Source organism: Corynebacterium sp. UMB4614, from assembly GCF_030217065.1.
GTDB lineage: Bacteria > Actinomycetota > Actinomycetes > Mycobacteriales > Mycobacteriaceae > Corynebacterium.
On record NZ_JASONC010000004.1, the window covers coordinates 35,948 to 48,043 of the forward strand.

The window sequence follows — 12,096 nt, forward strand, 5'->3', positions numbered from 1 at the left end:
GCAGTAGGGATAGGAAAAGAGCCCCGGATTCCGAAGAATCCGGGGCTCTTTTAGCCTTAGACCGCTTAGCGCCGGAGCGCTAGGCGATGATCAGCGAAGTAATCTTGATGATTACTTGTTGATCTTGGTCACACGACCAGCACCAACGGTGCGGCCACCCTCACGGATAGCGAAGCGCAGACCCTCGTCCATTGCGACCGGCTGGATCAGCTTGACGCTCATCTCAACGTTGTCGCCCGGCATAACCATGTCGGTGCCCTCTGGCAGGGTAACGACACCGGTGACGTCGGTGGTACGGAAGTAGAACTGCGGACGGTAGTTGTCGAAGAACGGGGTGTGACGGCCGCCCTCGTCCTTGGACAGGACGTAGACGGAGCCCTCGAACTCGGTGTGCGGGGTGTAAGCGCCCGGCTTAGCGATGATCTGGCCGCGCTCGACGTCCTCACGCTTCAGACCACGCAGCAGCAGTGCAGCGTTGTCGCCAGCCTCTGCGGTGTCCAGCAGCTTGTTGAACATCTCGATGGAGGTGACGGTGGTCTTGGTGGACTTCTCGCGGATGCCCAGGATCTCGACCTCGTCGTTCAGGTTCAGGACGCCACGCTCAACACGGCCGGTAACGACGGTGCCGCGACCGGTAATGGTGAAGATGTCCTCAACCGGCATCAGGAACGGCTTGTCGGTCTCGCGCTCCGGGTCCGGGATGGACTCGTCGCAAGCCTTCATGAGCTCGAGGATGGAGTCGACCCACTTCTGATCGCCGTCCAGGGCGCCCAGTGCGGAGATCGGGACGACCGGAGCCTCCTCGTCGTAGTCCTGCTCAGCCAGAAGCTCGCGGACCTCCATCTCGACGAGCTCGAGGAGCTCCTCATCGTCAACCATGTCGCACTTGTTCAGTGCAACGAGGATGTACGGAACGCCAACCTGGCGAGCCAGCAGAACGTGCTCACGGGTCTGCGGCATCGGGCCATCGGTTGCAGCAACAACCAGGATGGCGCCGTCCATCTGAGCAGCACCGGTGATCATGTTCTTGATGTAGTCAGCGTGGCCCGGGGCATCGACGTGTGCGTAGTGACGCTTCTCAGTCTCGTACTCGACGTGAGAAATGTTAATCGTGATGCCGCGCTCCTTCTCCTCCGGCGCCTTGTCGATGGCGTCGTAGGCGAAGGCCTTGTTCTGCTCTGGGTAGGTGTCGTGCAGAACCTTGGTGATCGCAGCAGTCGTGGTGGTCTTACCGTGGTCAACGTGACCGATGGTACCGATGTTTACGTGCGGCTTTGTGCGCTCGAACTTTGCCTTCGCCACTTAGTGTCCTCCTGGACTTCTCGGTGGCTACGACTCTCGCAGCCACATTGATTTACTTCTCCGGTTCACCATTTTACCTCTTAAAGGCAGGTAGCTGACAAACCGAAATTTATTATGCCGATTACATACTGTCCTGAAATCAGCAACCAGACGCGCTGGCGCTTGATCTCAGCCACCCTGAAGAACTCTTAAGGCTCTCCAAGTGGGTAACGGCCAGCACACCGCATCATACTCAAATGTGAAGTACTTTAAAAACTTCGATGGTGCGACGTGCAAGCCCCTACCCCACCCCGCAGGTGCGGGGTTGGTGTTTGCCCAGGTTTCGCACGGTTCCACTGGCGTGGATCGCAACCCAGGCGGGCTTGAAGGTGTAGAACCTCGATGCCGGGAGGCTAGCTAGCGGTACCAGCTAGCCCACCCGCCTCGGGAACTACTTGCCGGTGCGCTCGGCGATGATCTCCTCAGCCACGTTCTGAGGAACCTCAGCGTAGGAGTCGAAGATCATGGAGTAGTTGGCGCGGCCCTGGGTCTTGGAACGCAGGTCGCCAACGTAGCCGAACATCTGGGACAGCGGGACGCGGGCCTTAACGACCTTCGCGCCGGAGCGGTCCTCCATGGAGGACACGGAGCCACGGCGGGAGTTGACGTCACCGATGACCTCACCCATGTACTCCTCAGGGGTGATGATCTCAACGGCCATCATCGGCTCCAGCAGAACCGGCTTAGCCTTCGCCACGGCCTCCTTGAGAGCCATGGAACCAGCCAGCTTGAAGGCCATCTCGGAGGAGTCAACCTCGTGGTAAGCACCGTCCAGCAGGGTGGCCTTGATGTTCACCAGCGGGAAGCCAGCGAGGTAGCCGTACTGCATGGCGTCCTGGATACCCTGGTCGACCGACGGGATGTACTCCTTCGGAATACGGCCACCGGTGACCTCGTCGATGAACTCGTAGGTCTCCTCGGAGCCCTCCTCCGGCTCCAGCGGCTCCAGAGCGATGATGACGCGAGCGAACTGACCGGAACCACCGGTCTGCTTCTTGTGCGTGTACTCGAGCTTCTCGACCGGCTTCTTGATGGTCTCGCGGTAAGCAACCTGCGGAGCACCAACGTTTGCCTCGACCTTGAACTCGCGCTTCATGCGGTCCACCAGGACGTCGAGGTGCAGCTCGCCCATACCGCCGATGACGGTCTGGCCGGTCTCCTCGTCCAGCTTCACGGTGAAGGTCGGGTCCTCCTCCGCCAGCTTCTGGATGGCGGTGCCCAGCTTCTCCTGGTCAGACTTGGTCTTCGGCTCGATGGCCACCTCGATGACCGGGTCCGGGAAGTCCATGTCCTCGAGAACGACCGGGTTAGCGGCGTCGGACAGGGTGTCACCGGTGGAGGTGTCCTTCAGGCCGATGAAGGCGTAGATGTGACCAGCGGATGCGCGGTCAACCGGCTGCTCCTTGTTGGAGTGCATCTGGAACAGCTTGCCGACGCGCTCCGGCTTGTCCTTGGTGGAGTTGACGATCTTGTCGCCGGTCTCCACGGAGCCGGAGTAGACGCGGACGTAGGTCAGCTTGCCGAAGAACGGGTGAACAGCGACCTTGAACGCCAGCGCGGAGAACGGCTCGTCGCGGGACGGCTTGCGGTTGCGCTCAACCTCGCGGTCCTTCGGGTCGAAGCCCTTGATCGAGCCGACGTCCATCGGGTTCGGCAGGTAGTCGATGATGGCGTCCAGGATCGGCTGGATGCCCTTGTTCTTGTAGGCGGTACCACAGAAGACCGGGTATGCCTCACCGTTGATGGTGAGCTGACGGATCTGCTTCTTGATCTCGTCGACGGTGATCTCCTCGCCGGCGAAGTAGCGCTCCATGAGCTCTTCGTCAGACTCCGCGACAGCCTCGATCAGCTTCTCGCGGTACTCCTCAGCCTTCTCCTGCAGGTCGGCCGGGATCTCCTCGATGGTCGGCTCGGTGCCTGCAGCAACGACGCCTGGCCACATCAGGGCCTTCATCTGCAGCAGGTCGACAACACCCTCGAAGTTGTCCTCAGCGCCGATCGGCAGCTCCATGACCAGCGGCTTCGCGCCGAGGCGGTCGATGATGGTCTGCACGGTGTGGTAGAAGTCCGCACCCAGCTTGTCCATCTTGTTGACGAAGCAGATGCGCGGGACGTCGTACTTATCAGCCTGGCGCCAGACCTGCTCAGACTGCGGCTCAACGCCTTCCTTCGCGTCGAAGACAGCAACAGCGCCGTCCAGGACACGCAGGGAACGCTCGACCTCAACGGTGAAGTCGACGTGACCCGGGGTATCGATCAGGTTGATCTGGTTGTCGTTCCAGAAGCAGGTCGTCGCGGCGGACGTAATCGTGATGCCGCGCTCCTTCTCCTGGTCCATCCAGTCCATCGTGGATGCACCGTCGTGGGTCTCGCCCACCTTACGGTTGATACCCGTGTAGAAGAGGATGCGTTCGGTGGTGGTGGTCTTACCGGCATCGATGTGGGCCATGATGCCGATGTTGCGGACCTTCTTCAGGTCGGTCAGTGCTTCGAGTGCCACTGGTTAAAAACTCCGCTCAATCGTTGTCGAGCGGCCCGGACCTTAAGGTTGTTGGTCGCATAAGGCCTAGCGAGCCGCATTGGTCTGTTCAGGTTCTATTTTGCCATTTTTATGGCCGTCTGGAGTAGGGGGAGTTTTCCCTCCCCCGCTACTCCCGCCTGGGCTAGCCGCAGCGACCGCGGCCAGCCGGTCAAGCGACTACCAGCGGTAGTGAGCGAAGGCGCGGTTAGCCTCAGCCATCTTGTGGATGTCCTCGCGACGCTTCACGGAAGCGCCCAGGCCGTTGGAGGCATCGAGGATCTCGTTGGCGAGACGCTCAACCATGGAGTTCTCGCGACGCTGGCGGCTGAAGGTGACGAGCCAACGCAGTGCCAGGGTGGTGGAACGGCCCGGACGGACGTCGACCGGGACCTGGTAGGTCGCGCCACCGACGCGGCGGGAGCGAACCTCGAGGGCCGGCTTGACGTTGTCGAGAGCCTTCTTCAGGGTCAGGACCGGGTCGGTGCCGGTCTTCTCGCGGCACTGCTCGAGGGCACCGTAGACGATGCGCTCAGCGGTGGACTTCTTGCCGTCGATCAGGATCTTGTTGACCAGCTGGGAGACGAGGACGTCGCCGTACACCGGGTCCTTGACGAGTGGGCGCTGTGCTACTGGACCTTTACGTGGCATGGCTTACTTCTCCTTCTTGACGCCGTAGCGGGAACGTGCCTGCTTACGGTCCTTGACACCCTGGGTATCCAGAGCGCCACGGACGATCTTGTAGCGAACACCCGGGAGGTCCTTCACACGACCACCGCGGACGAGCACCATGGAGTGCTCCTGGAGGTTGTGGCCCTCACCTGGGATGTAAGCGGAGACCTCGATGCCGGAGGTCAGGCGGACACGGGCGACCTTACGCAGAGCCGAGTTCGGCTTCTTCGGGGTGGTGGTGTACACGCGGGTGCACACGCCACGACGCTGCGGGGAGCCCTTCAGGCCGGCGGTCGCAACCTTGCCCGGCTTATCGTGGCGACCCTTGCGGATCAGCTGCTGAATAGTTGGCATAGATAGACTTTCTTCTTTGGGTTTTAAACTTGCAGAAGCCTCGGTATGTCGTGAACCCCCTGGCGGGGCACCCACTTGCCGAACTGAGCGAAAACACCCTTGAACAGCAAAAAATGGGGGCTCTTTCCGGGGCCACTACCGTTTTGTATCACTCCGCGCACTCGGCACGAAGATCCCTGTATTAAGCACCCTCTGCCGTTTACCATTCGGTACGCGCCATCGGAGCAATACAATCTACGCGGGTCAGATTACTCCAGTGGCTACCGAAAACCAAATGCACCCGGAGGTACTTTCGGGCGTGACCCCAGGCGCACGTACCGGCAGGCGGCCGCGAGTGGCCCTAGCTGGCGCTAACAGTCCCCAGCCCAGCCTCACTCCCCCGCCGTGTTGCCGCCTTTCCCCCTAACCGTGAGCTAGTTACTGCAGCTCTGTGGAATATCCTTCTTGCCGCTCTTCCACTGCTTGAGCGCATCCTTCACCGCGCCGGCGTAGAGCTTCGCGCCCTTTTCGCCCGGGTGGATGCCGTCGACGAAGTCGTCGTTCTCCTTCGCTGCCTCGCACCAGTTCGCGAGGTAAACGTTCGGGGTCTTCTTCGCCTCCGCGATGAGCTCCTCGTTGGCGTGCGCCATCCAGTCACGGTCACCGTAGGGCATCACGTAGATAATGACGCGATCCTTGCCCACGGCCTCCCGGATCTTCTTCAGCATCTCCGGGTCCCCCGCGCCGTCGGAGGGGCCATTGGTGCCCAGGCCGAGCACCACGAACTCGCGCAGCGTTCCGGCGTCCGCCATCTGCTGCAGGATCGGCAGCGCCGCGATGTAGTGCCTGCTCTGTGCTGCGTCCACGGTCGCGCCCGGGAACTTCTCCTGCAACGCGTCCACGGAGGCCAGCATCACGGAGTCACCGACCATGCTGATCTTGTTGCCGGAAGGCATCTTGCGATCCTCGACCGGGATCTTGCTGCCATCCTTCGGGACGGGCGGGGTGGTCTTAGCTGCTTCCTCGTTGGCCTTCTGCAGGCGCTCGGACTTTTCCTTCAGGTCCTTTTCCAGGCTCGACTCCGAAGGAGCGGTGGCCAGCCCGCAGGCGGTCAGCGCCCCCACGAGGACGACGGCGAATCCGACACTCAGTTTGCGCATCACTCCACCACTAAACCAGCCCTTGATCGTCTTGCGGTAACCGTGGCGCCGGAACGGGGTTTCGATGTGATTAAAGCTCCACTCGGAGATCGCGGCGGTGAGTACCACAGCCACGATGCCGATGAGCCAGTCGGGCGCCTTGGGGGCCAGCACCGGCAGAACCATCACGATCGGCCAGTGCCACAGGTAGATGGAGAAGGAGCGGTGCCCCAGCCAGCGGAGCACCCGGATATTCATCCACTCGTCGATGGCGTTATCGCCGCGCGCCAGCCCCATCACGACTACAGAGGTCAACAGGCTGGCGATGACCAGCCCGCCACGGTAGGTGAACGCACTTTCCGCGTGCACGGTCATCATCATCGCCACGAGCCCCACGAAGGCCAGGGCAGGGACCCAGTCCGCGAGCAGCTGGTGCTTGAACCAGTTGAGGCGGCGCGGATGCGAGTCCGCGACCCGGGAACGCACCGGGGAGGTCAGCAGGAGTGCGACCAGCGAACCGAGCAGCAGACCAAAAGCGTGAGTATCCGTGCCGTAGTAGACCCGCGACGGGTCCTGCTGCGGATCGAAGATCACCGCCATCGCGACCATGGAGGCGACGGCCAACACCGCCGTCAGCACCGCCATGCGCGGGCGGAAGCGAGTCGCGTTGCGCCGCACGGCGAGCAGCACCAACCAGACCAGAATCGGCCAGATCAGGTAGTACTGCTCCTCGATCGCCAGCGACCAATAGTGTGCAGTGACCTGGATATCCGACTTCGCGAAATAGGACTCAGCGTTCGCGATCTGCACCCAGTTATTAACGAAGAACGCGGTACCGAAAAACTGGGCGCGCAGCTTCACCGCAAGATCGCCGCCGATCGTCCCCACCACGGCCGTCGTCATGATGAGAACGAACAGGGCCAACGGGGCGATGCGCCGCAGGCGTCGCCTCCAGAAGACCCGGAAGCTCACGCCCTGGGTGAGGGCGACCTCGCGCAGCAGAATCGACGTGATCAGGAAGCCGGAGAGCACGAAGAAGACGTCCACGCCCATGAACCCGCCGGGCAGGAGATCGCCGAAGAAGTGGTACAGCACCACGGCTGCCACCGCGACCCCTCGCAGCCCGTCGAGACCCGCGATCTGACGAATTCGGACGTGCACTTCTACTCCCTCCGGCTCACATTGCCACCACGTGAGATTAGCACCACAGGCGGGCAACATCGCAGCCGAAGAGGGGGCTTTAGGACCATGTTCAGTTAACGCCCAGCTCACCTTCCCGTCGCAGACAGGCAAGAGGGGTGGCGAGCCATGACGGGAGCACTGCGGAACCACTTCGACACCCCAATGAGGCCAAGATCACGCTCTCACTACACGTGCGCATCAAACACACCACACGCACAAGTAGGCACTACATATGGGCATTATAGACACGTCACCATCTATATATTGCGCTTCCATTGCTTGCGGGGCCCGGAATTCCACGTATGTTATTTGGCACCAGCCGGGGTGGAACCCCACCCGCCACGGCTCATCCCCACCCCGACGAGAGGAGCCTCCATGTCCGCACCCAGCATTCGATCCTCAGCCCGCCGCACAGACCACACCCGCAACGCGCAGCGGCGAGTCGCCGTCGACCCCACCGAAACAGTCGAGGAGTACCTGCACCGCCAAGACTGGCGCATCAACGCCAACGCAAACCAGGACTACTCAATCGGCGGGCTCATCCTCAACGCCTCCGGCAAGGTCGCCGCAAACTACTGGCTGGACGAGATCTTCGCCCCCGAGGCTGGCGCCGCCCACCGCTCCGGCGATATCCACATCCACGACCTCGACAGCCTCACCGGCTACTGCGCCGGCTGGTCCCTGCGCCAACTCCTCGAAGAAGGCTTCGGCGGCGTCCCGGGCGCGATCTCTTCCCATCCGCCCCGCCACCTCTCCAGCGCCTGCGGCCAGGCCGTCAACTTCCTCGGCACCCTACAAAACGAGTGGGCCGGCGCCCAGGCGTTCTCCAGCTTCGACACCTACATGGCCCCCTTCGTCCGCCTGGATAGCCTCAGCTTCGAGGAAGTCAAGCAGTGCCTGCAGGAATTCATCTATAACCTCAACGTGCCCTCCCGCTGGGGCACCCAAACCCCCTTCACCAACCTCACCTTCGACTGGACCTGCCCCGCCGACCTCGCAGAACAGAACCCACTCATCGGGGGCGAGCCCGTGGACTTCACCTACGGCGAACTCCAAGCAGAGATGGACATAATTAACCGGGCCTTCCTGGAGGTCATGAGCGCCGGGGATGCCGATGGCCGCCCGTTCACCTTTCCCATCCCCACCTACAACATCACCCCGGACTTCGACTGGCACAGCGCCAACGCCGCCCTGCTTTTCGATATGACCGCCAAGTACGGGCTGCCGTACTTCCAGAGCTTCCTCAACTCGGATCTCGACCCGGGCATGGTGCGCTCCATGTGCTGCCGCCTGCAGCTGGACCTCCGCGAACTCATGAAGCGCGGCAATGGCCTTTTTGGCTCCTCCGAGCTGACCGGCTCTATTGGCGTCGTCACGATCAACTGCGCACGGCTCGGCTACCTGCACCACGGCGACGAAGCAGCGCTCTTCGCGGCAGTCGACGAACTCGTGGATCTCGCGGTCGACACGCTGGAGCGGCGACGGCAGTTCGTCGCCGAGAACATGGAACGGGGACTCTACCCCTACACCAGCCGCTGGCTACCCAGCCTGAACAACCACTTCTCGACCATCGGCGTGAACGGCTGCAACGAGATGGTCCGCAACTTCACCGGCGGGGACCGGGACATCACCGACCACGAGGGCCACGCGCTCGTCGCCCGGCTGCTCGACCACCTCAACGACCGGCTCGTCGAAGCGCAGGAGGCCACCGGCAACCTCTACAACCTGGAAGCCACCCCGGCTGAAGGCGCGACCTACCGCTTCGCCCGCGAGGACCGCGCACGCTACCCGGAAATCCTGCAGGCAGGCACCTCAGAGCAGCCGTATTACACCAACTCCTCGCAGCTGCCCGTGGCGCACACCCCGGACCCCTTCGCTGCACTGGCTGAACAGGAGGAGCTGCAGAAGAAGTACACCGGCGGCACCGTGCTCCACCTCTACATGGGAGCCGCGATGAGCTCCGGGGAGGCCTGCGCGACCCTGGTGCGCCGGGCACTGGAGAGCTTCGAGCTGCCGTACCTGACGGTCACCCCGACGTTTTCGGTGTGCCCGCAGCACGGATACCTGTCCGGCGAGCACCCACAGTGCCCCAGCTGTGGCACCGATACCGAGGTGTGGACGCGTGTGATGGGATACTTCCGCCCGACGAGCAGCTTCAACACCGGCAAGCGCGGCGAGTTCAGCGAGCGGGAGTACTTCCGTGAGGCTGTGGCGATGCAGGTTGGCGAGTTCTCGCCGTCCGCGGTTGGAGCCCGACCGCATGCGTAGTTCCGCCGCTTTTCAGGACGCCAACCGCTTGGCCTTGGCAGGGCTGATTCCCTTTTCCGCTACTGACTGGCCAGGAAAACTGACGGCGACCGTGTTCACCCAGGGTTGCCCGCTGCGCTGCGTGTACTGCCACAATGCGCAGCTGCAGGAATTCCCGGTGGTGGGCGGAGGCGAGCCTGCTGCAGATTTGGGCGGGGCTGGCGATGGCTCGGGTGGGGCTCGCGGAGCCGAGGGGCGACCGCTCTTCTCGGATGCCCTGGAGCTCATGGAGCGGCGCCGAGGGATGCTGGATGGTTTGGTGATCTCTGGTGGTGAGCCACTGGCGGCGGCCGGGCTGGCCGCAGCGCTTGCGGCCACGAAGGTTGCCGGCTTCCCGGTGGGCTTGCACACGAGCGGGTACGCGCCCGCGCGGCTACGCGCCTTGCTGGCCACGGAGGAAACACGACCGGATTGGATCGGGCTGGACGTTAAAGCGCTCCCCCGTCATGCCGCTGCGGTCACGGGGCTGGCGCCGCGGGCCGCGGAGCGAATGTGGGATTCGCTACGGGTAGCCGCCGCCGCGGCAGAGCAGTACGGCGTGGAACTGCAGATGCGCACCACACTGTGGCCGGGCTCGGTGATCGAGCAGCACCTTGAGGAGCTACAGGGCGAGGTCGCAAGGCTCGGGCACGAGCTACACCTGCAGTGGGCCCGGAACGTCGATGACGCCGGGCGCTACGTGGCCTAACGGGGCTTCTTGCCGAAGGTCTTGGTGAAATTCAGGCCCGGGATGCCGGTCTGGATGCGGATCATCTGCTGCCCATTGGCCTTCTGGGTGATGCGGGCCGGACCCAGCTTGTAGGAGCCGCCCACCCCACCACTAGAGACGTTGATGCGACCGTTGCGGCCTACCTTCTTGGACTCACGAAAAAAGATTCCCATGGGGCAAGATTCTAGCGTCTACATCTTCGTCCGACTCAACGGTGAATAATCTACGGCCCCCTCACCTTCCTGTGAGGGAAAACCGGCAGCCGTGTCCGCACTGCGCGCTACAGTCTCCCCCATGATGACCACAACCCGTATTGGAAACGCCCAGCCAACCTCAGGACGCACAACTTTGCACCGTTCGCCGCGTGCCGTCGCGATCGTCGCACCGTTGCTCGCAGCCGGCCTACTCTCCGGCTGCAGTTCCGAGGACACCCCCAACGCCTCACAGCCCTCGACTCCAACCAGCACCACTGCATCCGAATCCTCGACCACGGCAAACACCGCTCCCGAAACCTCGAGTAGCTCGAGGAAGCCACAGCCGACCGACGCCGAAAAACCTCCCGTTCAGGACAGAAGCACTGCTTCGGCACGGCCTCAGAGCGCGGGAGAATCGGAGGGTGAGGCGTCCCCGGTAGCAGGAAAGCCGACCCCGAACGCCGCACCCGCGGATACGCAGCCTGGGGATTATTGCGGGCAGGTAAAAACTCGTGATTTCTCGCAGCCCAGCGAGCCGGTGGTGAACCAGAAGGTATACGCAGTCACCGCCGGCACGGATTGCGCTGCGGGGTTGGAAGCAATGCAGGGGTACGCGAACGGCATGCCTTATGACGCTTATAACCACGGCAACGCCCAGATCGTGAAGATTCCCGGTGGCAATTGCTCAGCTCCGACGGCTGCGAGAGCTCAAGAAACTAATACGTCGATGAGCTGCGCGGGCGACTTCGGTGAGGTGAAGGTGCCACAGCACGGTTAGGGATCGGACAAGGCTTGCAGCCACGCCCAGTACCCCACAGAGGGCCCTTTTCTGCAGCTAAAGCCGAATATTGCAGACGGAGTCCACAGCTCGCTGCGCAAGATCCATGGGTATCCGCGAAGCGCGCGACTCAACTATCCTCTTAGCCATGAACGACGATGCCCTCCGTTGCGATGACAATGACCGCAACCGCGCCCAAGCTCTCCTCCACGATGCCCTTGGCCGCGGCCAGATCAGCATCGCGGAGTTCGACGAGCGAGTGCAGCAGTGCATCGTCGCCCAGACCCGAGGCGAGCTGCTCGTGCCGCTGACAGATCTTTTCCTCGACCCGCGCGCGGCACTCTACGGCCACCCGTCGGCCCCTACTGCCTCGACGAGCCCGAGCCCTGCCACGCAGCGGCCTGCGCCCAAAAATAATGGGCAAAGCTTCTGGGAAAAGCTCACTAATTTCAACCGCCCGTCGGTGCCCACGCGGCCCCCGGAAGAGGTCGCATATTTCGCCAACCAGATGGTCACTGGCGAAAACCTACCCAACCGCAGGGTGCAAGCAACCCTCTCCAACCGTCGGCTCCACCACTGGACCGTGCCCGCCTATCAAGAAATCCGAGCCCATGGGGGCAACGTGACCGTAGATCTTATGTCCGCACGTCTCGCATCCCACCACACCACCTTCGATGTCGCCGGTGCTCTCGGGACGATCGAGGTTCTTGTTCCGGAGGGAATCCGGGTCACCGTCGACGCCGACGGGGCACTCGGGAACACGATTTTCAAGGTCGCCCGCGGTGCTGTGCCACCGGAGCAGCTCCCCGCAAACGCCCCGACGCTGCACATCACCGGCTCCAATGCCTTCGGAAACATCAGAATCCGCATCCTCCGGCTGGATTAGCTACGAGTCGGGGGTCTCAACCGCCCCCATCACTCGC

10 protein-coding genes are annotated in these 12,096 nt (G+C 62.7%); 4 read left to right on the top strand and 6 right to left on the bottom strand.

Annotated elements, in window-relative coordinates:
- Nucleotides 1-111: 111 nt before the first annotated feature.
- From tuf to QP413_RS02900, 5 genes are all read right to left on the bottom strand, one after another.
- Complete coding sequence (gene tuf / locus QP413_RS02880; protein ID WP_012359571.1) at nucleotides 112-1,302, bottom strand: elongation factor Tu; 1,191 nt, start codon at nucleotides 1,300-1,302, stop codon at nucleotides 112-114.
- Between the two features lie 430 nt (nucleotides 1,303-1,732).
- Entirely contained in the window at nucleotides 1,733-3,841 is a 2,109-nt protein-coding gene (fusA, locus tag QP413_RS02885) for an elongation factor G (RefSeq protein ID WP_284780514.1), read from the bottom strand.
- 198 nt (nucleotides 3,842-4,039) lie between these two features.
- Nucleotides 4,040-4,510 carry a 30S ribosomal protein S7 gene (gene rpsG, locus QP413_RS02890; protein WP_070758475.1) on the bottom strand — a complete coding sequence of 157 codons (471 nt, stop codon included), beginning with the start codon at nucleotides 4,508-4,510 and terminating at the stop codon, nucleotides 4,040-4,042.
- A 3-nt stretch (nucleotides 4,511-4,513) separates the two neighbouring features.
- Entirely contained in the window at nucleotides 4,514-4,885 is a 372-nt protein-coding gene (rpsL, locus tag QP413_RS02895) for a 30S ribosomal protein S12 (RefSeq protein ID WP_070758476.1), read from the bottom strand.
- Between the two features lie 413 nt (nucleotides 4,886-5,298).
- Nucleotides 5,299-7,164: an acyltransferase family protein gene (locus tag QP413_RS02900; RefSeq protein WP_284780516.1), complete on the bottom strand. Its 1,866-nt coding sequence runs from the start codon at nucleotides 7,162-7,164 to the stop codon at nucleotides 5,299-5,301.
- Between the two features lie 396 nt (nucleotides 7,165-7,560).
- Between QP413_RS02900 and QP413_RS02905 the strand changes: the two genes are divergently transcribed.
- Both QP413_RS02905 and QP413_RS02910 read left to right on the top strand, forming a co-directional pair.
- Nucleotides 7,561-9,453: a ribonucleoside triphosphate reductase gene (locus tag QP413_RS02905; RefSeq protein WP_284780518.1), complete on the top strand. Its 1,893-nt coding sequence runs from the start codon at nucleotides 7,561-7,563 to the stop codon at nucleotides 9,451-9,453.
- On the top strand, nucleotides 9,446-10,180 hold the full coding sequence (locus QP413_RS02910) for a radical SAM protein (RefSeq protein ID WP_284780519.1): 735 nt from the start codon (nucleotides 9,446-9,448) through the stop codon (nucleotides 10,178-10,180). Before QP413_RS02905 ends, QP413_RS02910 begins: the two co-directional genes overlap by 8 nt.
- Here QP413_RS02910 and QP413_RS02915 read toward each other — a convergent pair.
- The gene (locus QP413_RS02915) at nucleotides 10,177-10,374 is read right to left on the bottom strand and encodes a DUF4236 domain-containing protein (RefSeq protein WP_012359564.1); all 198 of its coding nucleotides are present in this window, start codon (nucleotides 10,372-10,374) and stop codon (nucleotides 10,177-10,179) included. The genes QP413_RS02910 and QP413_RS02915 overlap by 4 nt on opposite strands.
- A gap of 562 nt (nucleotides 10,375-10,936) precedes the next feature.
- Here QP413_RS02915 and QP413_RS02920 point away from each other — a divergent pair.
- Both QP413_RS02920 and QP413_RS02925 read left to right on the top strand, forming a co-directional pair.
- On the top strand, nucleotides 10,937-11,173 hold the full coding sequence (locus tag QP413_RS02920; protein WP_149122000.1) for a hypothetical protein: 237 nt from the start codon (nucleotides 10,937-10,939) through the stop codon (nucleotides 11,171-11,173).
- 148 nt (nucleotides 11,174-11,321) lie between these two features.
- On the top strand, nucleotides 11,322-12,059 hold the full coding sequence (locus tag QP413_RS02925; protein WP_284780523.1) for a DUF1707 domain-containing protein: 738 nt from the start codon (nucleotides 11,322-11,324) through the stop codon (nucleotides 12,057-12,059).
- The last annotated feature ends 37 nt before the right edge of the window (nucleotides 12,060-12,096 follow it).

Excerpts from the sequence above, each read along its gene's own strand:
- rpsG (WP_070758475.1), bottom strand. The coding sequence starts at position 4,510 with ATGCCACGTAAAGGTCCAGTAGCACAGCGCCCACTCGTCAAGGACCCG.
- rpsL (WP_070758476.1), bottom strand. The coding sequence starts at position 4,885 with ATGCCAACTATTCAGCAGCTGATCCGCAAGGGTCGCCACGATAAGCCG.
- QP413_RS02905 (WP_284780518.1), top strand. The coding sequence starts at position 7,561 with ATGTCCGCACCCAGCATTCGATCCTCAGCCCGCCGCACAGACCACACC.
- QP413_RS02910 (WP_284780519.1), top strand. The coding sequence starts at position 9,446 with ATGCGTAGTTCCGCCGCTTTTCAGGACGCCAACCGCTTGGCCTTGGCA.
- QP413_RS02915 (WP_012359564.1), bottom strand. The coding sequence starts at position 10,374 with ATGGGAATCTTTTTTCGTGAGTCCAAGAAGGTAGGCCGCAACGGTCGC.
- QP413_RS02925 (WP_284780523.1), top strand. The coding sequence starts at position 11,322 with ATGAACGACGATGCCCTCCGTTGCGATGACAATGACCGCAACCGCGCC.